This is a genomic window from Paenibacillus sp. FSL R10-2771, from assembly GCF_038000205.1.
In the GTDB taxonomy this organism is placed as follows: domain Bacteria; phylum Bacillota; class Bacilli; order Paenibacillales; family Paenibacillaceae; genus Paenibacillus_AQ; species Paenibacillus_AQ phytohabitans.
Window position 1 is genome coordinate 2,713,004 of sequence record NZ_JBBOBM010000001.1, and the last position, 24,732, is coordinate 2,737,735.

The 24,732-nt window shown below is 49.5% G+C and carries 23 protein-coding genes and 4 pseudogenes; 15 read left to right on the top strand and 12 right to left on the bottom strand.

Annotation, left to right across the window (positions count from 1 at the left end; translation table 11 throughout):
* The first annotated feature begins 6 nt into the window (after positions 1-6).
* From NSU14_RS11735 to NSU14_RS11750, 3 pseudogenes are all read left to right on the top strand, one after another.
* Positions 7-1,188 (top strand): annotated as a pseudogene (locus NSU14_RS11735) (YhgE/Pip domain-containing protein).
* Between the two features lie 338 nt (positions 1,189-1,526).
* Positions 1,527-2,937 (top strand): annotated as a pseudogene (locus NSU14_RS35975) (IS1182 family transposase).
* A 189-nt stretch (positions 2,938-3,126) separates the two neighbouring features.
* Positions 3,127-3,423, top strand: a pseudogene (locus NSU14_RS11750) (TetR/AcrR family transcriptional regulator); the annotation flags it as partial.
* A gap of 168 nt (positions 3,424-3,591) precedes the next feature.
* Here NSU14_RS11750 and NSU14_RS11755 read toward each other — a convergent pair.
* The 5 genes from NSU14_RS11755 to NSU14_RS11775 are packed head-to-tail and all read right to left on the bottom strand — an operon-like array spanning position 3,592 to position 5,906.
* Positions 3,592-3,888 carry a spore coat protein gene (locus NSU14_RS11755; protein WP_042138017.1) on the bottom strand — a complete coding sequence of 99 codons (297 nt, stop codon included), beginning with the start codon at positions 3,886-3,888 and terminating at the stop codon, positions 3,592-3,594.
* 11 nt (positions 3,889-3,899) lie between these two features.
* A complete protein-coding gene (locus NSU14_RS11760; RefSeq protein WP_042138015.1) occupies positions 3,900-4,100 on the bottom strand; it encodes a hypothetical protein in 201 nt (66 codons plus the stop codon).
* A gap of 31 nt (positions 4,101-4,131) precedes the next feature.
* Entirely contained in the window at positions 4,132-5,268 is a 1,137-nt protein-coding gene (locus NSU14_RS11765) for a zinc-dependent alcohol dehydrogenase (RefSeq protein ID WP_042138013.1), read from the bottom strand.
* Positions 5,265-5,651: a spore coat protein gene (locus NSU14_RS11770; protein WP_042138011.1), complete on the bottom strand. Its 387-nt coding sequence runs from the start codon at positions 5,649-5,651 to the stop codon at positions 5,265-5,267. The genes NSU14_RS11765 and NSU14_RS11770 overlap by 4 nt, the downstream gene beginning before the upstream one ends.
* Before the next feature lie 12 nt (positions 5,652-5,663).
* The gene (locus NSU14_RS11775) at positions 5,664-5,906 is read right to left on the bottom strand and encodes a hypothetical protein (RefSeq protein ID WP_042138009.1); all 243 of its coding nucleotides are present in this window, start codon (positions 5,904-5,906) and stop codon (positions 5,664-5,666) included.
* A 290-nt stretch (positions 5,907-6,196) separates the two neighbouring features.
* On the opposite strand from NSU14_RS11775, the gene NSU14_RS11780 reads away from it, so the two are divergent.
* The 3 genes from NSU14_RS11780 to NSU14_RS11790 all read left to right on the top strand — a co-directional run bounded on the left by NSU14_RS11780 (position 6,197) and on the right by NSU14_RS11790 (position 7,891).
* Complete coding sequence (locus tag NSU14_RS11780; RefSeq protein WP_179093592.1) at positions 6,197-7,282, top strand: L-dopachrome tautomerase-related protein; 1,086 nt, start codon at positions 6,197-6,199, stop codon at positions 7,280-7,282.
* Positions 7,283-7,305: 23 nt separating this feature from the next.
* Positions 7,306-7,443: a restriction endonuclease gene (locus NSU14_RS11785; RefSeq protein ID WP_340944902.1), complete on the top strand. Its 138-nt coding sequence runs from the start codon at positions 7,306-7,308 to the stop codon at positions 7,441-7,443.
* A gap of 286 nt (positions 7,444-7,729) precedes the next feature.
* Positions 7,730-7,891: a hypothetical protein gene (locus tag NSU14_RS11790; RefSeq protein ID WP_340944904.1), complete on the top strand. Its 162-nt coding sequence runs from the start codon at positions 7,730-7,732 to the stop codon at positions 7,889-7,891.
* Positions 7,892-8,084: 193 nt separating this feature from the next.
* Here NSU14_RS11790 and NSU14_RS11795 read toward each other — a convergent pair whose 3' ends face one another.
* From NSU14_RS11795 to NSU14_RS11810, 4 genes and pseudogenes are all read right to left on the bottom strand, one after another.
* Positions 8,085-8,276 carry a hypothetical protein gene (locus NSU14_RS11795; RefSeq protein ID WP_336103795.1) on the bottom strand — a complete coding sequence of 64 codons (192 nt, stop codon included), beginning with the start codon at positions 8,274-8,276 and terminating at the stop codon, positions 8,085-8,087.
* Between the two features lie 202 nt (positions 8,277-8,478).
* Positions 8,479-8,868: pseudogene (locus NSU14_RS11800) on the bottom strand (DinB family protein); the annotation flags it as partial.
* Positions 8,869-9,156: 288 nt separating this feature from the next.
* Entirely contained in the window at positions 9,157-10,263 is a 1,107-nt protein-coding gene (locus NSU14_RS11805; RefSeq protein ID WP_336103797.1) for a glycoside hydrolase family 88 protein, read from the bottom strand.
* A 102-nt stretch (positions 10,264-10,365) separates the two neighbouring features.
* Positions 10,366-11,226, bottom strand: coding sequence for an AraC family transcriptional regulator (locus NSU14_RS11810; protein ID WP_076246845.1), 861 nt, complete (start codon positions 11,224-11,226; stop codon positions 10,366-10,368).
* 162 nt (positions 11,227-11,388) lie between these two features.
* Between NSU14_RS11810 and NSU14_RS11815 the strand changes: the two genes are divergently transcribed.
* Positions 11,389-12,978, top strand: a complete 1,590-nt coding sequence (locus tag NSU14_RS11815; RefSeq protein WP_340944911.1) for a glycoside hydrolase family 43 protein — start codon at positions 11,389-11,391, stop codon at positions 12,976-12,978.
* Positions 12,979-13,005: 27 nt separating this feature from the next.
* On the opposite strand, the gene NSU14_RS11820 is transcribed toward NSU14_RS11815, so the two are convergent.
* Positions 13,006-14,106, bottom strand: coding sequence for a GerAB/ArcD/ProY family transporter (locus tag NSU14_RS11820; RefSeq protein WP_042137997.1), 1,101 nt, complete (start codon positions 14,104-14,106; stop codon positions 13,006-13,008).
* A 185-nt stretch (positions 14,107-14,291) separates the two neighbouring features.
* On the opposite strand from NSU14_RS11820, the gene NSU14_RS11825 reads away from it, so the two are divergent.
* The 4 genes from NSU14_RS11825 (at position 14,292) to NSU14_RS11840 (ending at position 18,629) form a co-directional block, all read left to right on the top strand.
* Positions 14,292-15,800 (top strand): spore germination protein, encoded by a 1,509-nt coding sequence (locus NSU14_RS11825; protein ID WP_076246842.1) that lies wholly within the window; start codon positions 14,292-14,294, stop codon positions 15,798-15,800.
* A gap of 1 nt (position 15,801) precedes the next feature.
* Entirely contained in the window at positions 15,802-17,028 is a 1,227-nt protein-coding gene (locus tag NSU14_RS11830; RefSeq protein WP_042137994.1) for a Ger(x)C family spore germination protein, read from the top strand.
* Between the two features lie 6 nt (positions 17,029-17,034).
* On the top strand, positions 17,035-17,265 hold the full coding sequence (locus NSU14_RS11835) for a hypothetical protein (protein WP_340944913.1): 231 nt from the start codon (positions 17,035-17,037) through the stop codon (positions 17,263-17,265).
* Positions 17,266-17,399: 134 nt separating this feature from the next.
* Positions 17,400-18,629, top strand: coding sequence for an MFS transporter (locus NSU14_RS11840; protein WP_042137992.1), 1,230 nt, complete (start codon positions 17,400-17,402; stop codon positions 18,627-18,629).
* Positions 18,630-18,719: 90 nt separating this feature from the next.
* Here the strand turns inward: NSU14_RS11840 and NSU14_RS11845 are convergent, their stop codons facing one another.
* Positions 18,720-19,034: a winged helix-turn-helix transcriptional regulator gene (locus NSU14_RS11845; RefSeq protein ID WP_042137990.1), complete on the bottom strand. Its 315-nt coding sequence runs from the start codon at positions 19,032-19,034 to the stop codon at positions 18,720-18,722.
* A 198-nt stretch (positions 19,035-19,232) separates the two neighbouring features.
* On the opposite strand from NSU14_RS11845, the gene zwf reads away from it, so the two are divergent.
* The 4 genes from zwf to NSU14_RS11865 all read left to right on the top strand — a co-directional run bounded on the left by zwf (position 19,233) and on the right by NSU14_RS11865 (position 23,572).
* A complete protein-coding gene (gene zwf / locus NSU14_RS11850; RefSeq protein WP_076242876.1) occupies positions 19,233-20,771 on the top strand; it encodes a glucose-6-phosphate dehydrogenase in 1,539 nt (512 codons plus the stop codon).
* Between the two features lie 45 nt (positions 20,772-20,816).
* Positions 20,817-21,710 (top strand): phosphogluconate dehydrogenase (NAD(+)-dependent, decarboxylating), encoded by an 894-nt coding sequence (gene gnd / locus NSU14_RS11855; protein WP_340944918.1) that lies wholly within the window; start codon positions 20,817-20,819, stop codon positions 21,708-21,710.
* Between the two features lie 224 nt (positions 21,711-21,934).
* The gene (locus NSU14_RS11860) at positions 21,935-22,141 is read left to right on the top strand and encodes a hypothetical protein (RefSeq protein WP_039294632.1); all 207 of its coding nucleotides are present in this window, start codon (positions 21,935-21,937) and stop codon (positions 22,139-22,141) included.
* A 141-nt stretch (positions 22,142-22,282) separates the two neighbouring features.
* On the top strand, positions 22,283-23,572 hold the full coding sequence (locus tag NSU14_RS11865; protein WP_340944921.1) for an L-cysteine desulfidase family protein: 1,290 nt from the start codon (positions 22,283-22,285) through the stop codon (positions 23,570-23,572).
* 20 nt (positions 23,573-23,592) lie between these two features.
* On the opposite strand, the gene NSU14_RS11870 is transcribed toward NSU14_RS11865, so the two are convergent.
* Positions 23,593-24,648 carry an ankyrin repeat domain-containing protein gene (locus tag NSU14_RS11870; RefSeq protein ID WP_340944923.1) on the bottom strand — a complete coding sequence of 352 codons (1,056 nt, stop codon included), beginning with the start codon at positions 24,646-24,648 and terminating at the stop codon, positions 23,593-23,595.
* Positions 24,649-24,732: the final 84 nt, after the last annotated feature.

Consider the following 24,732-nt stretch of genomic DNA (forward strand, 5'->3'; position numbering starts at 1 on the left):
AAACAAATGAGCTTATTAAAAAACAAACTAATAGTTACATTACCCATTATCGTTATTGCAGTCATCTTCATTTTTAGTCTGGCTATGATTCCTAGCATCAATCCTGCTCCACATAACTTGCCCATTGCCATTGTGAATGAGGATCAAGGCTTAACGGCTCCAAAAGTAAATATAGGCGAGACGATAGTGTCTGATATTCAGTCAGAAATCTTGGCAAATTCGGATGGAGATTTGGCGATCAAATGGATCGAAGTTGGTAGTGAAGTGGAAGCGAAGGAAGGACTCGATAACCAAGAATATTATGCTGCATTGGTGATTCCCAAGGATTTCAGCGAGAAGCAGGCATCACTTATGACGCTGGACCCTTCTTCACCCCGGATGCAGATGTATATCAACCAAGGTATGAATGCATCGGCATCTAGTGTGGCAGGGCAAATGCTAAACCACGCGGTTGATGCTATAAATAAGAAGCTGTGTGCTGAGCTATTAGCGGCTATTGATCAGAAGGGCGCTATGCTCTCGACAAAACAAGCCGCTGCTTTAGCTTAGCCAATCGTTAGCGAAATCATCAATGTGAATGCAACCGGTACGCATAGTGCAAACGGGAATTCACCGGTTTTGATGTTACAACCCTTGTGGATGGCCTGTCTAATCGGAAACGTAATTTTCTTGCTTGTCAAAAATAAACAAAATTACGTCAATCGTAATGATCGGCTTCGGGCGAATATAGTCCAATTCCTTTGGGGAGCAATCATTGCTTTGGCAGCTGGCTTTAGCTTCACTTGGTTTGCTGGAAGATGGGGCGTACACACTCCTCATTTCACGGATACCGCTTTATTCTTGGCAATTGCTTATTTAGCATTTTTCCTCATGATAGCTGCTGTTTTCTCCTGGATTGGGTTAAAAGGCATGATTATTTTTGTGTTGTTGCTGTTCTTCGGTGCTCCACTCCTTAGTTCCGCGCCAGAGTTATTATCTCTGTTTTACCGTGATTGGATACTGTCATGGCTGCCGATGCGCTTCATGGTTGATGGGCTACGAGAGTTGTTGTTCTTTGGACAAGGCCTGAGTATGAATCATCCGACATTCGTCTTAATCTGGATCGCATTTGGCAGCCTGTTGGTCTTACTTTCATCTACCTTTAAGGGTTCACGAAAACCAGAGCAGAAGAAAGAGGCGCCGCGATAAATGCGGCCTACTCATAACCGATGAAAGGGGCTGTCCCAAAAGCCAAGATATGGCTGGGACGCCCATTGTTTTTAGAGTCGGATAGACGGTTGCGCTAGGTGAGGACGCTGCGCGAACGGACCGTTGTTCCAATCGCTGTGCTCTCCAGATTTTTTTCATTTCCCTTAGCGGTGAAAATCCGGAGACCAAGGCGACCGCTACCGCTTTTCCACAATCAGTCCGTCCTCTCCGCTGTTTAAGCGGGAAATATACGACAATCCTTCTAAAAATCATAAAAAAAGAAACCTTTCTTTGGTAAAATGGAAGTGCGACCAACCATTTCAAAGGAGAGGTTTCTTTTGTATATTCAATATACCATGGACCAACTTTGTTTGCCAATGGATCTGGAAGAAGACATTCCGGAACATCACCTCGATCGCGCTCGTTAACACAGCCGTCAATCGACTGGACGACTCCATCTTTGACGCTGCCTATCCTGGTGGCGGCCGTGACAGCTACCACCCTAAAATGCTCACCAAAGTCATTATCTTCGCTTACACTCAGCGAATAGTTTCGTCTCGCCAAATCGCCAAAGCGGTACGGGAGAACATTCCCTTCATGTGGCTGGCCGGACGGCAGCGACCCGACTTTCGCACTCTTAATCGCTTCCGTTCCCAGCGGATGAGAAATGTCCTCGAAACGGTATTTACCGCCGTGCTTCAGTTTCTGGCTGACAAAAAATATGTGTCTCTGGGGCATTATTTTGTGGACGGCAAGTGGCAGAGCACCAAGAAGAACGGGAGTTCCAGGGAAAGGACCTCACCGAGCTCGGTGAATCTTACGAGATGAATTGTGAGAAGCTGGAAACCCTGACCCGGGGGCTGGAGTCTAAGCTCCTGGACAAACCCAAAGATAAACCCCTGAAAAAAGCCGTTCGGAAGCTTCGGAAGGATTTACTGCCCCGATTACTAAAGTACGAACACTACCAAAAGCTGCTAGGGGACCGGAACAGTTTCAGCAAGACCGACCCGGATGCGACTTTCATGCGGATACAAATCGGAATGGAAAACCAATTTATTTTAGTCTACAGTCTACACCCGAGACCGACGGACACCCGTTGTTTACAGCCACATATGGAAAAGGCGCGGCAGATCCTGGGAACTTCCCAGAACGGTGATTGCGGATGCAGGCTACGGCAGTGAAGAAAACTACGCCTACCTGGAAAAGGAAGAGATTCAGGCGGTCGTAAAATACGGCAGCTACCACAAAGAAAAGAGCAAAGCTTGGAAAGAGAATGTCGGAAAGATTGAGAACTGGACGTACGACGAAGCCGAAGACAGGTGGACCTGTCCCACCGGACGCATGCTGCATTTTCGCAAAGAAAGTATGGAACTCTTAGAGAGTGGATATGAAATTCGGAAACGTCATTACCGAAGCCAAAGCTGCGAAGGCTGCGAAGGCTGTCCGTTGAAGGAACGCTGCACCAAGGCTGCAGGAAATCGGGAAGTGGTTGTCAGTCTGGAGAGGCTGCGTTACCAGAAGCAGGCTCGGGACATCCTGCGAAGCAAGGAAGGCTATGCTCTGGCTGTACGCCGAATGACGGAACCGGAAAGTGTATTTGGACAACTGAAGAATAACCGGGGCTTCCGGCGCTTTTGGCGATGCGGCATGGAAAAAGTGACGCTTGAGGTCGGTTGGCTTTCGCTTGCGCACATTCTATTGAAGCAAGCTGCAAATGACCAAAAACAAAGAGCAACAATTCTCCAGTGACGGGAGAATTGTTGCTCTTTTGAACGGTTTTGAAAATGAGAAGGATTTGCCTCTACTCGTAGAAAAACTACTTTTGGGACAGTCCCTTAAAGCGATATTCCGCGTTGAGGCCTCTAAGCAACGTTCTTCTGGAACTCAGCCATGAAGAACACTCCCGTCAAGAAACTCACGGCTATAGATGTCGGAAATCTGTCAGTTGCCCTGAACAATCGGAATAAAAACTTACAAGTTTTTTTTGAATCCGGAATGGAGCAACAGATTTTCAACAGATTGAATGCCGTATTGTTTATGGTTCAAGATGACGCTGTGCTGCGGCGCTTTATCGAGCCATCATTTTCGATTCAGTATGATATCACCTTGAAACAAGCAATTATGGATTACCACCACATGAAGCAGTATCAATTGCTAAAACCCGAATACCTGAAGATGATAGACAACTCCAATATGGAGGGGGAAATCGTTCATATTTTGCAAACCATCTCATAAGGGGGATTGAGTATATTAAAATCACAATTGATTGGCAACATAAGAATACCAATAGAGAAGGGTAGACGAGAGAACAGAGATTCACAGAGTCTAATGTCTTCGGCTTAAATCAAAAAACGCGCCTGAACCATAGTGGTTTTGCGCGTTTTGTCGGGGACGAATACGGTGTCAGGACGGAATGTTCATAGCGGTCTGAATATTATTCAGATCGAGTTGAATTTGCTCTGGAATATGGTAAGGATGGTAAAGGTTCCGCTCTATCATGTAGATTGATATTTTTTCATAGGAGTCTATGGCTTCGTCGAGCTGTTTCATCAAAATTTGCTTGATTTCTGGGGTGGCACATTCGGTCACGGCCATAGCGTAGTTTCTGACCCCGCTCTTTGCGTTCATCAGAAAATCCATTGCGATCACGTCGTCGGTTAACGTATGAAGCCCTGTCATGTGTTCTAAGATTGGGTTCATGCTATCATCTCCTATAGGTTCACTTTAGACAGAACTCCACCGAGCTCCTGAAGCTGCTGCTGTGATAATTGCACATCTTGCTGCAAAATTTGTAAGAGCTCCGGGTCGGTTACCAGAGCTTGCATAGTTTTGGATTTGGTCAAGCAAACGGTCTTGAACGCAGCTATCTCATGAACCTCCAGCATCTCATGCAAAGCATAATTGGAATTCATTTGGACTGTCCTCCCATATATCTCTCCATATTCAAGGCTTTAAGACGACTTTGATGCAATCGTCCATTTTCGTATCGAACACTTCATAGCCGCGCTTGGCCTCGCTGAGCGGAATGACGTGCGTAACAATGTCTCCAGGGTCAACTTTGCCCGAAGTAACCAACTCGTACATATACGGCATGTAGTGAATGACCGGAGCTTGTCCGGAACGGATATTCACGTTGCGCTGCATGATATCGCCGAGCGGGAATCCGTTATAGCGCCCACCGTATACTCCAGTGACTTGGATGGTTCCGCCTTTGCGGACAGCCTGAGATGCAATGATAAATGCGCTCATAGTGCCGCCCTGCAGTTTCAAACCGCTGGCTAGAAATTCGAGATCGCTCATCTTGCCGTCCATTCCTACAGCATCAATTACGACATCGGCGCCGCCTTTGGTCATTTCCTTGAGAGTGTTGCCGATATTCTTATCCTGTTCGAAGTTTACGATTTCCACATTGTTCGTTCGCTTCGCATGCTGTAAGCGATAATCGACATAGTCGACGGCAATGACCCGCTTTGCTCCTTTCAGCCAGCAGAATTTCTGGGCCAGAAGTCCAACCGGACCGCAGCCAAGCACGATGACTGTATCTCCATTTTTTACGCCGGCATTATCTACGCTCCAGAACGCCGTCGTCATGGCATCAGCGATCAAGCTTAGCTTCTCGTCCGGTTGTTCGCAGCTTTCGGGAATTTTGAAGTGGGTAAAATTTGCAAACGGAACCCGTAAATATTCGGCTTGCCCTCCAGGGTATCCGCCGGTCGTTCCGGAGTAGCCAAAATATGCGCCCATATCCCCGTGTTCATTTGAGTTGTCACATTGGCTTTCAAGATGATTTTTGCAAAAAAAGCATTCTCCGCACGCGATGTTGAACGGGATAATCACACGATCGCCCTTCTTAACCTTTGTCACGCCGGGGCCTACTTCTTCTACGATCCCCATCGGTTCATGCCCGATGACATAGTTCTCCTGAAGGTTAGGGATCATCCCGTGAATAAGGTGAAGGTCAGAACCGCAAATAGCGGTACTGGTGATCTTTACGATCATATCGTCCGGTTTCTCAATCTTCGGATCCGGTACCTCTTTGACCACGACATTTTTAATCCCTTGGTACGTTACAGCCTTCATGCTCTATGTCCTCCAATATGTTCATCTGGGGTACGGTCAAACATCCCTTTACGTGACGTATCATCCGGGAACAAATTCATCTGCCCGATCATCACCGTGTTATTCGCTGAAAGTTGGTCTAATTGGTACTGTTCGTTAAGCTCGTAAGGATGGAACCATTTTTTACGAATCATGAGCTCTGTAATTTCCTGGTGCATTGCAATCCCCTGCTTAAGATGATTGTGCAGCAGCGCTCTTACATCCGGAGAAGCCGCTTCCGTTAGGGCGATGGACATATTTCGTACACCTTCCTTGGCACGAAGAAGGAAGTCCATTGCAAAAGTCATGTCTGCCATTTCCGGCATATTTAGTGAATTAATCGGGTCTAAATAATCGGCATTCATTGGCGTTCCCCTTTAATGTGTGATAGGTGTCGGGCTATTCGGAACAGGTGCTTGGAAAGGAGCTCTTGCATAGATTGTTTGCAGCTCGGAGATCTGTTGTATGGATTGAATTACGTCTTTCTGCATTAACGCTTTCAGCTCTTGGTCAAAGACCAAGCCTTGCATAAGTTTTGACTTAGCGAGGCAGAGCGTTTTAAAGTTTAAGGCTTCATGAAGTTCCATCGATTCGTGCGGCGCTAGTGTTGGCGTATTCATTGAGATAAGATCACCTCCTTATTCTTCAACGTTAGATTTTCCGACGCATCGGATTTTATACTAAAATTAATTGCCGGAAATCCATATTGCAGCAGCAAACTCATCGCACGCTCGCTTCCTTCAGACAGCAAAGTAAAAACACTTTGTCAACTTATTCGCACGTGATATTCAAATCCGAAGCTTTGGGGAATTCCGTGAAAATATTTAATTATCCAGGCACTTGAACCACATTCAGTCATATAAATAGGTGATAGCAGCTCGAACCTGTGGAGGAGGATTTTATACAAGTGATGTTACCAAGTGAAAATTATTTCGGTAAGTTTGAGGCGGTATTTTTATTTTACGGAGCCATGCCTACAGGCGTTGCTGTTTCTGAAACCGGGCGTATTTTCATTTGCTTTCCGAAATGGGGAGACGACGTTAAATTTACGGTGGCTGAAATCGTTTGTGATACATTACAGCCTTATCCTAGTTTAGACGCTAATGTGGTAAGCCCATTCGATATCTCGACGTCTTTCATTAGTGTCCAAAGTGTCGTTGCTGATGGAAATGGTACGCTTTGGGTTTTGGATACAGGAGCTCCTAATTTCTCAGAACCCATCAAAGGGGGAGCAAAGTTAGTCGCTGTAGATTTAAACTCAAATACCATAAGAAGTGTATATACATTTACGGAAGATGTTGTCCTGCCGACCACTTATCTGAATGATGTCCGATTTGATTTTCGTGTAGGTAAAGCAGGTTATGCTTATATAACGGATTCGTCTTCCCGAGGACCAGGTGCTATTATTGTCGTTGATTTAGAAACCGGTTATGCCTGGAGACGGTTAAACGGAGCAATTTCAACTTCGCCCGATCTCTGTCTCTTACCAAAAGTTGAAGGTGAAATCCTGATGAATCGAAACAAAGACGGATCTACCTCACCCTTTAGATTGGCATCCGATGGCATAGCGATTTCCCCGGACGGCAAGATGTTGTATTTTTGTCCTCTCTCCAGTCGTCAGCTGTACTCGATTTCAACGGAAGCCCTAAGAGACCGAACGATACCGGATACGAATCTACAGTACTACGTGAAGTATTGGGGAGAAAAAGGTGCTTCAGATGGAATGATCACCGATGCAAAAGGAAACGTTTACGCTGGAGACTATGAAAACAATAGTATTCGAAAGATATTTCTGAATGGAATAATGGAAACCATCGCACATGATCCGAGAATTTTATGGCCGGATACTTTTTCTATTGGTCCAGATCAATACTTATATTTCATCGTGAACCAATTAAATCGACAGGCAAGATTTCATTATGGAAATGACCTGCGGCAGAAGCCTTATAGTTTACTCCGTATGAAAATAGACGAACTACCTGCTCCTACCATTTAGTAAATATTTCTGACATTGACAAGGTGGAAGATGTTCAATTTGAGAAATACTTAGGTCATCTATTCCGGGCGCAAAGGTATAAGGCTGAAGTAACCAAAGCTGCTGGAGATTATGGGGTGGATCTCATTATTCAGAAGGATAACAACATCGAAGTGGTATAACAGAGGACTAACCCTTTGCCAGGTACTTTGAAATCCCTAGATTTGATGTGTTATTTATCAAGAGAAAATAGGCTATGATATGAGACGGAAGTCGCATGCTATAGCCTGTTTTTTTCAAAAGCATGACGATCCAGGTGATACCCATCAGATATATGTATAATTCAAAATCAGGAATTTTGATCATACTGTATCCTTTTCCTGACTAATCAAATTGTTTATATAAGGAACTCATTCATAATTTGAACTCATTCAAATTGAAATATTCTGAAGCAGAGTCTGGAAGTCATTGGAAAGAAGAACAGTGGCAAGTGGAATGGGGGAATTATTAAGTATTGCCCAGCGTCTGGTGAAAAAAGCACAAAGATTGACGCAATTAAAGAAGAGCGACATTCGTTGTTTTGAAGCAAGAACAAATCAAGGATTTAATAAATCATACCGATGTTTATGACACTCAGGTCTACCATCAGCAACTTAAACGTCTGGAAGCCATTACAGACCGGTGTATCTCTTCCATACTCAAACGACTCTTTGAAGAATGATACGGTTAAGAACTAAAAAGGAGAGGGCTTTTGTCTGATGCTACCAACACTTTAATTTCAAAGACCGATTTGATCCACGGTTTACGCAAAATGCGAATGAGCTTATTTTTCTTTTAATATAAATAATTCTCTTATAAGAAAACCAACAGCAAAAGAAAGAGAAATTATTGAGATAACACTTAACAATCTAACAGATACCAAAGATGAATAAATTACTTGAAGACTACCTAGTACAATGCTTATTCCAAATATCAAAGAAACAATTATTAAGTCTTTTTGGGTAACTTTTCTCATCTCATTCATTCCTCCTAAAATGGATTGCTAAATATATCCAAATTAAGTTTAACACAAAATGATTATGTATTGCGCAGTACGAAGATGCAGGGACAGAGAGGGGATGCAGCCCTTCTCTCCCAAAGGCAGAGTAGACGCAAAATGCGTAGTAACTAAAAAAAGAAAAGGCGTATCACCTTAATGATTACACCTGTGAGATAGATTAATCCCAAACACGTACTCTTGGAATGTTTGCCGTTCTTAAGTAATCCAGCAATTGGCCGGTATGGACTGATTCATGATATGCGACTCTTAGCAACATGTCACCCAAACTTCTTATATAACCTGAATCAGAACGATCAATTTTAATGCTTGTTAAATCTTCTTCAGAAAATAACTTAATAGATTCTAAGAAGTGATTTCTAAATGGTTCTGCAAATTTCAATTCCGCATTGACGGTAGAAAAAGGTTGTTTTTCGAAAGGAGAATCAAATACCTCCAGACTGCCTCGATTATGGATAGCGAGATGATAATAATATTCACTTTCTAGAACATGCCTAATCATCTCTATACAAGTCATTGCTTCGTTATCCGGTTTCCATATTAGTTTTTCTTGAGATTATATACGAATGAATGTTCGAATAAAAGAAAGCAATTTTGTTTAAACATTACGTCACAGTTCGAGATTACTGGAGCGTGGACGCATACGGCACAGTAATGGTGCTAATTTATCGGAGCGTATTGGACGCAGCAGTTAAAGCTGAGTTAACCTCCGAAAGAATTGCGTGAAGTCCAATTGCCAGACAGAGTGAGCAGGTTGTTCTGCTGCGCATCCTAAACAACAAACAACGGGTCCCCCAGCATGCGGGGGCCCGCTGTTTGTTGTTATCCAATACGCAGACTAGAAAATACGGTGCTTCCAGCCGTTCAGCTTGGCGACGGCTTCGACATAGTAATAGTCGCCGTAGATCAGCGATACATCGATGAAGGAGTCGCCGCTGCCGGTACCATGCAGCAGAATCGCTTCATGCTCCGGCTGGTCCCAGGTGGCATAGTTCTCGGTCAGTGAACGCAGGATCCGCTCCGCGGCATTTGCGTAGAGGCTTTTCTCGCCTAGCGGCACGATGTCAGCCAGCTCCAGCAAGCCTGAAGCAGCGATCGATGCGGCGGAGCTGTCTCGGAACATCCGCTTGTCGTCTGCCAGCCGGAAGTCCCAGTACGGCACATGATCCTCCGGAAGGGCGGAGATGAAATAATGGGCAATCCGCTTCGCTGTATTCAGGAAACGTTCATCCCCGGTGTGGCGGTAAGTATTAATGAATCCGTACAGTCCCCAGGCTGCCCCCCGGCTCCAGCAGGATTCGGCGGAATAGCCCTGGCCGCCGAAATTCTCGATATATGCGCCAGTCTCGGCATCGAAGGAGAGGATATGCTTGGTCGATCCATCCTCACGCACACCATACTGCATCGCAGTCTCCGCGTGGCTGACCGCAATATGTCTATAGCGCGGATCGCCAGTCACCTTGCTTGCCCAGAACAGCAGGGAGATGTTCAGCATGCAGTCGATGATCACCCAGCCGTGTTTGTCCTCATTCCAGGCGCGGATGAACCTGCCAACCGGATTATAGCGTGCGGCCAGGAAGTTAGCGGCCTCAAGGCCTCGGCGCAGGCCATCCTCGTCCCCGGTCAGAACGTTCTTGATTACGGCTGTAGGCAGGAACTGAAAACCAACATCATGATGCAGCTCCACGGTCGGCTTAACGAACCATTGCTCCAGCGTCTCATCCCAGTGCCAGGCCGCATTCTTATAGTGGTCCTTGCCGGTCATATCATGCATAATCCAGAGCATCCCCGGCCAGAAGCCGGTCGTCCACCAGTCGGAGGCGATATCATCGAACTTACCGTCTTCTCCGGCGAAATGCGGACATTTTCCGCCGATCTGCTCTATCATCCGCGTAACCTTCGTATCCAGCCGGTTCATAACTTCCTGCCAATATGCTGTACTCATCACTGATGCCTCCATTAATTAGAATATGGCCTCAGTATAGCGTCCTATGATTATGGAAAGTTGCACTTTGATATGAAGAAATATCGTTATATTGTCATCTATCTACATGTTCCCCTTCCGGTATTTCAGCGGAGTGGTCCCGAGGACCCGCTTGAACAGCTGATTGAAATAGGAGGCGTTCGGGAATCCGACGGCAATGCCGATCTGCTCCACAGGCATATCGGTCGTTCCGAGCAGCCGGCAGGCCTGCTTGAGCCGCCGGGCGGTGAGATAGTCAACCAGCCGGCCGCCTGTCTCCTGATGGAAGATCCGCGATACATAGGATTTCGACAGATGAGTCTCCTCCGCAAGCTGATCCAGATTAACCTCTTCCTGATAATGAGCCTCAATCCAGTTCATGATCTGCTCCGAATAGCGGAGATTCCGGCGTTCTCCGGTATGGATCAGCGATTGCTCGCCTGTTCCGAGACAGCTGAGCAGCTGCAGGAGAAGCATCGAGATATCCTCAGGGTCTTCCTCAGACGATTTCATCCTTAATTCATTGTAATTCTGGTAGAACCATTCTATGGTTTCAACCCGGTCCCCGAGATCAAAGCCGCAATACGGGTTGCTCCCCTGCCAGAGAGCAGAGAAGACCGCTTTGCGCTTGCTGAAGCCCTGCAGCAGATTCTCGGCAATATGGGGGTCTAGATAGAAGATCGTGCGTACGAATGGACACTCAGGTGAAACTTCCGAATAGATCCGGTGCAGCTGATACGGCTGGAAAAAAAACAGCATGCCCGGCCGGATATCATACATCTGCTGATTGACCACAATGCTGCCCTGTCCGCCGTGCACGAACATGATTTCACAGCACTGGTGCCAGTGGTAATATCCCTTGTAATGATCGTCGGTATAGATGCGGTAGTCCCAGATCAGAGACTGCCGGTTCGCAAACAGAACAGGTTCGAATAGCTGTTTCATAACGCTTTGCTGATGCCTCCAACATGACAAAATACAAACATTTTATTATAACCCATTATAACTTTCTGTTCTCCCGGGCGCTACAATAAAAACAGGGGTTCTTCTAAGAATCCAATCGGTGCAATCCAATCTGTAACTTACATTAACCAGGGGGTAACATTTATGGCTCCAACCATTGTCAATCCGGTGCTGACCGGCTTTCATCCCGATCCGTCTTTCCTTAGGGTGGGCGATGATTATTATATCGCAACCTCAACCTTCGAATGGTTCCCCGGTGTAGAGATTCATCATTCCCGTGATCTGGTGCACTGGCATACGCTCACCCGTGTGCTGACCGAGACCTCACAGGTGGACCTGCGCGGCAACGGAAGCTCCGGCTCCATCTGGGCGCCGGCACTATCCTATGACAACGGCTTGTACTACCTGCTGTTTACGGATGTGAAGTCCCGCTCCAGTGTGTATAAGGATCTGCATAACTACCTGATTACGGCTACCAGTCTTGAAGGGCCCTGGAGCCCGCCGGTGCGGCTGAACGGCAGCGGGTTCGATCCGTTCCTGTTTCATGACAGTGACGGACGCAAATGGCTGCTGAATATGCGCTGGGATTTCCGGCAGAATCACAGCAATTTCTCCGGCATCGTGATGCAGGAGTATAACCATGAAAGCGGCAGGCTGACCAGCCCTATTCATGAAATATACAAGGGGACTCCGACAGGTGTAACGGAAGGCCCGCAATTGTACAAGCGCGGAGATTACTACTATCTGCTGGTTGCTGAAGGGGGCACCGGAGTGAATCATATGGTCACGATGGCCCGCAGCCGCAGCCTAACCGGACCTTATGAGACCGATCCGGATTACCCGGTCATGACTACGGCTCATGATCTGACCTATGCCTTCCAGCAGGCAGGGCACGGCTCACTGGTGGAGACGCAGTCCGGGGAATGGTATATGGCTCATCTGTGCACCCGCCCGATCCCGGGTACGGGCAAGCTGAATCCGCTGGGCCGGGAGACGGCGATCCAGCACTGCGTCTGGACCGAGGACGGCTGGCTGCGCCTGGCGCATGGCGGGAAGCTGCCGGCCCTGCGGACCGAAGCGCCGGAGCTTCCCCCGCACCCGTTTGATGCCTTGCCGGAGCGCGATGATTTTGACGGCCACGTGCTGGGTTATCCTTACCAGAGTCTGCGCGTGCCGTTCGAGGAGTCGTGGGTAAGCCTGCAGGAGCGTCCCGGCTTCTTGCGGCTGCGCGGCCGGGAATCCCTGGCATCGCTGTTTGACCAGAGTCTGATCGGGAGGCCGATTCAGCATTTCGCCTGCACCGTAACTACCTGCCTGGAATTCAAGCCGGACAGCTTCATGCAGATGGCCGGACTGGTGCTCTACTATGATGACAAGGACTACTATTATCTGCGTGTAACGGCGGATGAACTCAGAGGGGTAGCTTTAGGAGTCGTAATGTGTCAGGCCGGCAAATATGGGGAAATTTCCTCCATGCAGATTTCGGTGAAGGACTGGGAACGTTACTATTTGAAGGCAGAGATTAACGGCAGAGATATTATGTTCTACGCTTCACCGGACGGGGAGGTCTGGACGGCGATGTGTACGCCGCTTGATTTCGGCACCCTCTCGGATGAGCATGGCGGCAAGCTGGGCTTCACCGGCTCTTATGCCGGAATCTGCGCCCAGGATCTGGACCAGCAGGCGAAGGCGGCGTATTTTGACTACTTCGAGTATACAGGCCTGTACTTCTGAGGCGGGCATAGCCTATAGCTATACAGCTTATGAGGCAGCCGTACGCTGTCTCACTTTATATACAATCAGCATAATCAGCGGCAGCACGAGCGAAAGCGTGAGATCCCAGTCTACCCAGTAGTCCGGGATCTCTTTTACATAGAATATTAAGTTCTTGGCGATGAGCTGGGAGAGTCCGTAGATCAGGAAGGCCACAGGGAAGATAAGCGGACGGTGGCTTTTTAATTTGAATAACTGGGCGGTTCCGAGAACGAAGGCATAGAAGTAGAGCGCTGTTTTGAAATAGGTTGTGATAATCCACGCCGTAGCCATCAATGCTTCAAGACGCTGCAGAAAGTTGCCTATATTAATCTTCTGGGCCAGGATATAGGCTGCATAGAAATTATGCTCTGAGAAATAGACGCCGAGAACGGTCAAAGAGAGGAACAGAATCAGATTCAGACCCAGCGCCCCAAGGATGAGGGCAAGGAAGATATCCCGGTTGATCTTACGGCTCTTGCGGGTGTAGGGATAGACCATGAAAAATACACATAATTCCCCAAACGGATAAAACACGCCGAACAAGACAGCATGCAGCATATCCGGAAAAGGCGTATTCAGAATGGGCTGGACTCGCTCCAGCTGGACCTGCGGAAATAAGAGCACCATCAGGCAAACGAGGAATAAAGCGAACAGCGGAAAAAACACCTGAGCCGCTCTGCCGACCGTCTCAAGGCCCAGACGCAGCCCGTAGACAAGTATAACAATACTCATGAACCGGATGACACCGCCCGGAGTTCCCTCATAGATCTGAGTACACATGAAGTCCTCGATCTCTCTGACATAGGTAGAGGCCGCGATGATGAAGAAGAACAGATAATATACGCCTACCGCACTGCCAATCCACTTCCCCAGAATCTGCTGGCTGAGCTCAATAATGTTTTTGTCCGGATTTATATTCGCAACAGTGACGAACAGGAAGACCAATGCGATTCCCGGCGGAATGCTGATCAGGGCAGCAATCCAGGCATCCTGATGAGCTACAGCAGTCATGGCTGCCGGGTAGACTAGGGCCATATCCCCAATAAAAGTGAAAAGTCCGAGGATTACCATCTGCGCCGTACTGATCCGATCTTTTTCAATACTCATGTCTACCCTCCATTTACACCTTACTATAGCCCGCAGGTTATATCTTTCCGGAAACCATCTTAGTATGGCATCTCCTTCCAGAATTATGTGTTTCAAGCGATGGCAACGATTCAGGAATAATTATCAAGCGGTGCTACCAAACTACAACAGAGTGAATGGATAGGGAAGGGTGGAGGGGAACGAAATTGAAAGATGCGGTTAACGGTGAGTTATCCTGCCGGCTGGAAGACAATGATGATCAATTGTACAAACTGCTTGGGCAGAGCTCAGATCTGGTGCGGAAACGTCTGCAGCTGGGGGAACGTACTGAGCTTGCTATTTTTTATATCGATGGTCTGATAGATACACAGCTGCTGCATAACTCAATTCTGTACTCGCTCCAGGAGGGCAGGGTTTCCGGTCTGCTGGAAGAACTGGTTCCTGACGGCAAAATAGAGATGCTGAGAAAACGCGTGCTTATGGCCGGCGATCTTACTGTGATCCATGACTATAAGAATTTCGTTCACGATTTGTTATCCGGGAATGTGATGCTCATGGTGGAGGGGAGCGCTTCAGCGCTGCGGATCGGACTGCCAGGCTGGGAAGACCGCAACGTGAGTGAACCAATCTCGCAATCTGTGGTCCGGGGACCCATGGAAGGCTTCACAGAGAATCTCAGAACGAACACTGCTTTAATCCGCCGCAAAATCAAAGATAGCCAGCTGTGGCTGGAAACCATCCAGATCGGCCGCGTGACGCAGACCAGTGTGTCGATTATGTATCTCAGCCACATCGCGAATGAAGAACTGGTGCAGGAGGTTAAGCGGCGCCTGAACAGCATTGATACGGACAGTATCCTGGAGAGCGGCTATATCGAGGAGTTCATTCAGGATACGGCGGCGACGCCTTTTCCCACGATTTATAACAGTGACCGTCCCGACACCATTGCTGCAGGGATATTGGAGGGGAAGGTGGCAATCCTGGTTGACGGGACGCCTTTTGTACTGCTGGCGCCTACGATTTTTGTATCGTTTTTTCAGTCGGCGGAAGATTACTATCAGCGGGCGGATATCTCCACGTTGCTGCGGTGCGTACGGTTCCTGGCCTTCTTTGTTACCTTGTTTGCGCCTGCGTTCTATGTAGCCATTACAACCTATCATCAGGAGATGATCCCGACCAATCTGGTAATCAGTCTTGCGGCCCAGCGGGAAACAGTGCCGTTTCCGGCTTTTATCGAGGCGCTGCTGATGGAATTCACCTATGAAATCCTGCGCGAAGCAGGTGTGAGAATTCCCAAGAATGTCGGTCAGGCTGTCTCTATCGTCGGCACGCTGGTCATCGGGCAAGCGGCGGTTGCAGCAGGCTTCATCTCCTCGGCTATGGTTATCATTGTGTCGATCACAGCGATCTCAAGCTTTGTCATTCCCGAAGCAGGGATGGCCATTGCCGCGAGAATTATCCGGTTTGCCCTGATTGGACTCGCCGGGTTCATGGGGCTGTACGGAATTTTGTGCGGAGTGTTCCTGCTGGTGCTGCATCTGGTCAGCCTGCGTTCCTTCGGCGTTCCTTACATGAGTCCGATTGGCCCCTTCAGGGCGGCAGACCTTAAGGATTCCATCTTCAGGCTTCCCTGGCCGCTGCTGAAGACAAGGCCGAAGGAGAATAAAACGCAGAATCTGCAGCGGATGAACACTTCCAAGCGTGAGGAACCTTAATATGTATACAAGAATCAGGAAAGTCTTGACGACATGCATTCCCCTATTGGTGCTTCCGATGCTGCTCAGCGGCTGCTGGGAACGGAAGGAGTTAAATGAACTGGCTTTTGTGCTGGCTCTGGGGCTGGATAAAGCCGAGTCGGGCTACAAGGTATCTATGCAGGTCGTCATTCCGTCTTCGATTACATCACAGGGGGCCGGGGGTTCAGGGGCAGGCGGGGTTCCGGTAGTCACCTATGATTTTACAGTGCCGACGATCTATGAATCGCTCCGCAAGTTCAATCTGGTCAGTTCGCGTTCGCCTTATCTGGGGCATATCCGTGTACTCGTTATCGGAGAAGAGCTGGCTCGTGAAGGGCTCGGTGAAACGCTGGATGTACTCAAAAGAAGCCGCGAGCCGCGTATGGACTTCTTCATGCTTGTGGCGCGGAATACGACCGCAGAGAATGTGCTCAAAGTCCTGACGCCCCTGGACAGGCTGCCGGCGAATAAATTATTCAACGCACTGGACAAGTCCTATAAGGTCTCCGCCAAGACAGCTGCGGTTACACTGGACAAATTCATAGAGGATGCGCTCTGCGAGGGAGAGAATCCGGTGTTGACCGGAGTAGAAGTGCAGGGAAGTCCCGAGGCAGGCGGTGAGAAAATAAATATTGAACAAACCATTCCGCGTGCAAGGCTTAGCTATAATGGGGTGGCTGTATTCAAAAGGGCGAAAATGCTTGGCTGGCTGGATGACAACGAGATTGTAGGATACAACTATGTTATTGATAACGTAAGCAAAAATACAGGGCACATCAAAGACAAAGATAACGGAAGCCTGGTAATCATCGAGGCACTGTCGACTACAACCAGGCGCAAAGTGAAAATCATCGGCGGAGAGCCGCATATTTATCTGAAGGTCGAAGCTGTAAGCAATGTGGAGGAAGTAGAGGGTTCCGGCAAGCTGGATTCGGAGAACAAGATTAGACAGCTGGAGGAGGAATCGGAGGACCGGATTATTGAGCGGATGAGACGATCGGTTGAGAAGGTCAACGAACGCTTTAATGCTGATATTTTTGGCTTCGGCCAATCCATTTACCGGTCCCACCCCCGAATTTGGGCCAAGCTGCTGGAGCAGAACAAGGAAGGCTACCTCAAAACGCTGCCTATTCATTACGATGCCAGTGTGACAATCAACCGGATCGGTACGATAGACAATTCTTTTCTTGACGATATCAAGGAGTGAGCCTGTATGTTGCTGGTGCTGTTGTTTGTCATTATAGCCGCAGGCTGTATTGCGGCGGATTTGCCCTCCCTGAAGGGCAGGGCTAAGCGGCGTGATCTTATGGTTTACGGCGTACTCTGGATTGGCGGATTGGCGGCGACGATCTGCACACTGCTGCGGATTCAGGTCCCAAGCCCGCTGCTGCTCATTATAATCATCTACAAGCCGATCAATGATCTCGTGGCATCATGGTTCTAACCCGTTGACCCGGGAGCGGGATGAGAGGACCGCCCAGCTGTGCAAAAATTCACTTTGAAAAGGTAACAATTATAATATAATCCCAATAATTAACTCGGGCTGGAATATCAGCGAGGTGAAAGGCGGGATGCAAAGTGGAGAACAATCAGCTTCAACGGAAATACAGTGTATTTCTGGGCGTCATATTGTCGGGGTATAATGTGGCTGATAAGCTCTATGGCGCGGTTTTTATCATTTTGATGAGCTTGCGCGGCGTGGATGCCTTTCAGATCAGTATCGTGTTTGCCGTTTCTTCACTGTCCATGGCTGTCTTTGATTATCCGAGCGGGAATCTGTCCGACATCTATGGGAGAAAGCGCATGACGGCGGCCGGGTTCATAGTGTGGGGAGCGGGACTTTGGTTTTTTGCTGCTGCTGAGGGTCTCGCTTTATTCATCCTCGCCTCCATAGTGATGTCTTTGGGTGTAGCGATGATCTCGGATTCTCCCCAGGCCTGGTACATTGATCAGCTGGAAGAGCTGGGAATGCCGGATTATAAAAAAATTGCCCTGCCCCGCATCAGCGGGTTTGTCTCGGCATTTGCCATCGTCGGCGCATTGCTGGGTACGGTGAGCAGCAGCGTTCATTATGTTCTTCCGGTGGCAATTGCCGGCGTGCTGGCGGTAGGCCTGGGCATTTATACCTGGCTCAGCTTCAGCGACAACTACGGAAGCAGAACGCAGAGCAGCATCCTCAGGGAGATCTATGCCAGCTCGGCCGATTTCGCCCGCAGCACAGAGATGCGGTTTATTCTACTGCGCAGCATCCTGACACATACCGCCTTGCTGGCCTTTCTGTTGTCCTGGCAGGTATATGGGGTGAATGAGCTGGAATTTCCGGTCAGTGCCCTCGGGGTCCTTCTGATTCTGTTCATGGGAGTAATCAGTGTATCGAGCTTCCTGGTCTCCTATCTGGCCAAAAAAGAGGTTGCTGCCGTCCGGATCATCGTCTGCGGAACTGTAATCTCTGCACTCGGACTGCTGCTGGTTGGATTGTTTCCGCATAAGGCTGTATTTATTGCCGGTCTGGTGCTGTTTGAATTCGGGCTCGGGATGGATATGTCTTCTTCAGGTGTCTGGGTACAGGATTTCATTCCCGGGGCCAAGCGGGCGACCTTCTCCTCCGGACTGTCAGCACTCAAATCACTCGCCGGGTTCCTGATTACGCTGATCCTGGGGATCATGGCCAAGAATCTCGGGTATGCCTTCATCTGGTGCTTTGCGGCCGCCTCACTGCTGGGATCCAATGTCGTGCTGCTCTATTTCAACACTAAGTATGTACGGGCAGGCAGCGGAGCAGACGGAGAGAAGACACTGGTGTCCTGATTCTGAGAGGCTTAATTTATACTATAAAAGCTAACAACAGCAGGTCTTCTTCCCGGAGATCTGCTGTTTAGCGTGTTCAGGGCAGCGGCATTACAGCCACTTCATCGCCCATGCCTCGACAGGCAGGAGCGCCGTGCCCAGCTCCTGCCCCTTGGCAGTGAGCGAATATTCCGTCCGTACCGGACGGTCAGGAATGACCTCGCGGCTGATCAGGCCGCATTCTTCAAGCTCCTTCAGGCGCTCGTTGAGCATACGTTTGCTTAGATCGGGGATGACCGTGTGCAGCTCACTGAACCGTTTGGTGCCCTCCATTAACACATGGATGATCAGATTCACCCACTTCTTGCCGATGATATGATGGACATGCTCGACTTTGGCGAGCAAGGGCTTAAGCTCCTGTGTCATGCGGATTCCACCTTATAGAGTTATTATTAATATCCACCTTACTATAACATAGTGAAAAGTGCGTGAAAATAAGTACTTTTCGTAAATGTCGAAATGAGGTTGACGAATGGATTCTGCAGTCGTATGATGAGTGTTATAAAGTTTGTGAGTAATAATAAGTAACCACATAAACATTTGATAATTACGGGAGGAATGAAAGTGGAATCATCATCATTCGTACTATTTGGCGCAACCGGGGATTTGGCCAAACGCAAAATATACCCCGCCCTATATAACCTGTTCAAGGATGGCAAGCTTTCTGGTCCTCTCTCAGTCATTGGCCTCGGCAGAAGAGAGCTGTCGAATGAAACCTTCCAGCATCAGGTGCTGGATTCACTGCGCACCTTTTCGCGGCGTCCGGTTGAGGATTCAGCAGAGCTGCAGAATTTCCTGCTGGCTTTTGAATATAGCGTGCTGGATGTCGGACGCCCCGAAGATTATGTGAAGCTGCTGGGCCATGTGCAGCGCCGTGAGGAAGAGCTGGGACTTCCGCAGAACCGGATGTTCTATCTATCCGTCGGTCCTGAATTCTTCGGTGAGATTGCCCGTAACATTAACTTCAGCGGACTTGGTGACACGAAGGGATGGAAGCGGCTGATTATCGAGAAACCGTTCGGACGGGATCTGCAGTCGGCACGGGTGCTTAATGACAGCCTGAACGCTGCTTTTAAGGAGGAAGAGATCTTCCGGATTGACCACTTCCTCGGCAAACCGATGGTGCAGAACCTTGAGGTGCTGAAATATTCCAATCCTGTACTGCGGGCATTGTGGCAGAACCGGTATATCGAGAGCGTGCAGATTACGGCCAGTGAAACGGTCGGTGTGGAAGAGCGGGCAGGGTATTATGACAAGGCTGGCGCGCTGCGCGATATGTTCCAGAACCACATGCTGCAGCTGCTTATGATGATGGCCATGCAATTGCCCAAAGGCAGCACCCCGGAAGATGTCCGCAGCAAGAAGCGCCATGTGATCCGTTCGGTACGGCCATTGCTCCGTGAGGAAGTGACGCAGCATGTGGTACGCGGCCAGTATGCAGCGGGTGAGCTGCGCGGGCAGCAGGTTCCCGCTTATACGGCTGAACCCGGCATAGAAGCCTCTTCACAGAATGAGACCTACATCGCCGCCCGGCTGTGGATTGATGACCCGCTTTGGAAGGACGTGCCTTTCTATATCCGCACCGGCAAACGCATGAAGGAGAAATCGACGCGGATTGTTATAGAATTCAAAGAGCCGTTTAATGATTTGCATAATAAGAACAGAAGCAAGCTTGCCCTGGACCCTAACCTGCTGGTGATTGATATTGGTCCGAACGAAGGGATCTCCCTTACCTTGAATACCAAAAATCCGCGCCAGCACGGACAGCTCGAGCCGGTCAGCATTAAGCATGAGTCGGGCAACCCCGATCTGCCGGAAGCCTATGAGAACCTGATTTATGATGCTTTACTGGGAGATGCCACCTTCTTTGCCCATTGGGATGAAGTTGAGTTGTCCTGGCAGTGGGTTCAGCCTATAATCGAAGCAACAGCAGAAGGGACGCTTCCGCTTCATCTGTATCCAGCCGGTTCCTTTGGACCCCAGGCTGCTGATGAACTCCTTGGAGAGCATCACTGGTGGCTTGATGAACCGGAGGCTGTGGAGCATTCCGGGGTCCGCCAGACACAGGAGCTGAATCCGGAAGCCGTCCGGCCTGGTGCGTGAGCGGCGGCATAATCATCTAATCTATAACATTCGGAGGGATTTGCAATGAAAGTCGGTTTAATTGGACTAGGCAAAATGGGCTTCAATCTCGGCCAGAATCTATTGGAGCACGCACACGAAGTCGTGGCTTATGATGTGAATGCCGCTGCGGTGCAGGAGCTGGAATCGAAAGGAGCTGCCGGTGCGGGAAGTCTGGCGGAGCTTACAGGCAAGCTGGAATCGCCGCGTATTCTCTGGATCATGGTCCCGCACACCTTTGTGGATTCGGTGATCTCAGAACTGACGCCGCTGTTGTCGGAGGGCGATATCATCATCGAAGCCGGGAATTCTCATTATAAGGAGTCAATCCGCCGTCACGATGAGCTTAGCGCCCATGGGATTTATTTCATGGATGCCGGAACCTCAGGAGGAATGGAAGGCGCACGCAATGGCGCTTGTTATATGATCGGCGGAGATGAGGAAGCGTGGGCGGTCGTCGAGCCGGTTTTCCGTGATACTGCGGTCGAGAACGGGTACCTGTATGCCGGCAAATCCGGCAGCGGACACTTCCTGAAGATGGTCCACAACGGGATTGAGTACGGCATGATGGCTGCCATCGGCGAGGGCTTTGAGGTGCTGGAGAAAAGCGGCTATGACTTCGACTTCGAGCAGGTGGCCCGCGTCTGGAATAACGGCTCGGTCGTCCGCTCCTGGCTGATGGAGCTGATCGAACGCGCCTTCTCCAAGGATGCCAAGCTGGATGAGATCAAGGGAATCATGCATTCCTCCGGGGAAGGCAGATGGACGCTGGAGACCGCATTTGATCTGCAGGCGGCTACACCGGTTATCGCCATGGCGCTGCTGATGCGCTACCGGTCGCTGGAGACCGATACCTTCACCGGCAAAGTAGTTGCTGCGCTGCGTAATGAATTCGGCGGCCATGCTGTGGAAGCGAAGTAAAGGAAGCGGCAGGGGCGGCAGTTGCCTGACTCTGGTTCTATAAGATAATAGCAGTGTGAAGAGCAGCAGATCCTTAGGGGATTTGCTGCTTTTTTGGTGCCCGGGCAGTGTCTTTGAGTCGGAGGCAGCCGGCTGATAGCGGCTCAACCCTGCGGCATCCGGAATTAGACAACCCGCACGGAGCATATAGGTACAGAAACACGAAGCAGACGGGGGATGAACCAGTGTCTCGTAATCAGGAATTTACAGTGTATCTGATCACTAAGGGTGATATCATCCGGTTTATTGCAGTTGAAATTGTCATTGGCAGCATGACGTATTCACTGGCACTGAAGATTTTTCATAATGCTATTCTGGCAGGTGCGGGGGGGTGGGCCTGTACTGAAGGGCTGAAGCGGCTGGGAAAACTCGGGTTGTTACTTGGGAAATAAAAGAATTCACGATTTCAGCCGGATGGAAATGAAGTGACCCGCTGGTTAATGGTTAATAACGGGGATTCCCCCAGGCTATCAATCTGAGGTACTATATAGGAATAGTTATATAGAGAGAGATAGAGGAATGGTGATTCGCGTATGGTTAACCTACTGGAAGTATTGATAAAAGAAATTGTTCCGGCAGAAGGCTGCACCGAGCCGATTGCGGTTGCCTATGCAGTCTCTTTGGCGGCTGAACAGGTTGAGGGAGAGATTACTTCGATTCAGCTGTTCCTCAGCGGGAATATTGTGAAGAATGCGATGGGTGTAGGGATTCCGGGCACCGGGCAGACCGGTCTGCCGATAGCGGCAGCCTTGGGCGCAGTGATCCGCCGTTCTCACCGCAAGCTGGAGATTCTCTCCGGACTTACTCCCGAAGAGCTGGCGAAGGCTAATGCGATGATCGAGCAGAAGCTGCTCTATGTGGAACTGAAGGATACCCCTGAGAAATTGTATATTGAAGCCAGGGTATGCAGCTTGAATCATACAGCGACTGCAATTGTAGCCAAAGAGCATACGAATGTAGTATTCCTGTCCAAAGACGGCGTTAAGCTGGAGCAGGGGATAGACAAGGCGGATTGCGAGGAGTCAGACACGCTGGACCCGGAGGTATATTCGGTTTCATTGGAAGAAATATATGAGTTCATCCAGACTGCGGATTTCTCTGAGCTGCGGTTTCTGCTGGAAGGATCGCGGATGAATAAGGCGATTTCGGATGAGGGGCTGCGCGGAGAGTATGGCCTGCAGGTGGGCAGGAAGATGAGCCAGCAGTCGGCTGTCAATCTGTTCGGTAATGATGTGGCGAACCGGATTATTGCCGCGACGGCAGCGGCCTCCGATGCGCGGATGGACGGCAGCGCCATGCCTGTCATGACCACTGCGGGAAGCGGAAATCAGGGCATTGCCTGCACGATGCCGGTAATTGCCCTTGCAGAGCTCCTCGGCAAAGATGAGGAGACACTGGCAAGAGCGATGGCGCTCAGCAATCTGATTACCATTCATGTCAAGCATTATATCGGCCGTCTGTCCCCGCTGTGCGGATCGGGAATTGCCGGCGGAGTAGGGGCAGGGAGCGGTATTGTCTACCTGATGGGCGGCACGCTGGAGCAGATCAAGCGCTCCATCCAGAACACTATTGCTTCTACTTCCGGAATGATCTGCGATGGTGCGAAACCGACCTGCGCGCTCAAAATCTCAACCGCCACGAACGCGGCAATCCAATCCGCAACACTGGCGATGAACGACATTTCAGCCAGTTTGAATGACGGGGTAATCTTTGAGAAGGTTGAAGATACAATCAAGAATATGGAGACACTGGTCCAGGAAGGGCTTGCGGCAACCGACCAGGCCATCCTGAACATTATGCTCTCCAAAGGAGCGGTATCGTAATACGTCCGTATATATTAAACTTAACGGGTATAATCCGGTTGTTCCATAGAGACAGGCTGAGGATTGGCCAGTACCCACTGCACTGCCAGTTCACTTAATTTTGCCGGTTCATCGTAGCCGGAACCCTTACGCAGCCTATTGGTTAATGAAGCTGCCTCCTGGAGGAGGGCAGGAGATAACGGTGTACCTGTGCCCAGATGCCGGATAAGGGCATCCAGCATTTTACGGAAATTGTCATCCCAGTTGCCTCCGCCGTTATTCAGGATTTCATGAGAGACCCGTCCGGTGATGCGGATAACCTCTCCCTGTACAGTTTGCGCGTGCCCTGAAGCAGGGACAAGGTAATCCCAGAGCTCCTGATGCTGGGCGGACCATGCCGCTGTAGCAGCCTTGATGGGGGAGGTTCCATCGTGCTTCACCTGTTTCGCTACAGGCTCGACATCGAATAGCCGGTACAGCTCCAGCAGTGCGGATGCTTTTTGATCCAGCTCATCGTTACTGTGGCTGGCTCTGACGAATTCCAGATCCTTGCCGATCCGCTGCACGGAATCCTTCATCTCCGGTGTGATTGCGGCTCCGGCATCCAGCAGGATTTTTGAGATTTCCACCATGTGGGCAATATCGATATTCCGGCATTGGGATAATCCCTTAGCAAGCGGTGTTTGTTTCCGTTTATTCTCCGCATGGATGTTTGCACCATGGGCGACCAGGTCCTGTATGGCCCGGGTCCGGTAATAACCTGCCGCTGCGTGCAGCGGTGTCTCATTCTGATAATCCAGGGCATCCGGGTCCGCGCCTAATTCCAGCAGTAACGGGATATTTCCGGACCAGGTTGCAGCCTGGGAGTGCAGCGGGGTGTGCTCATATTTGTCCCGGGCGTTGATGTCGGCACCCTGCTCTACAAGCCAGCGGACCAGCTCATCCGGGATTTGCCGGAAGCTGAGCGCGGTTCCTTTGCTGTAGCCCCCGCGGGCATCCCATTCGCACTCCTCAAAGATGGCCTTGAGCGCTGCGATATCATTCGTTTTGACCCGCTCGCCAAAATCGGCGGGTAAGGTTTGCTTCTTTTTCCCCATAGCATTTTTCCGCTCCTTTATGAATAGCAGATAATTTCTGCAAGTTTATCATATAGGGGAAGTGAATTCCAATAGAGTCAGGAA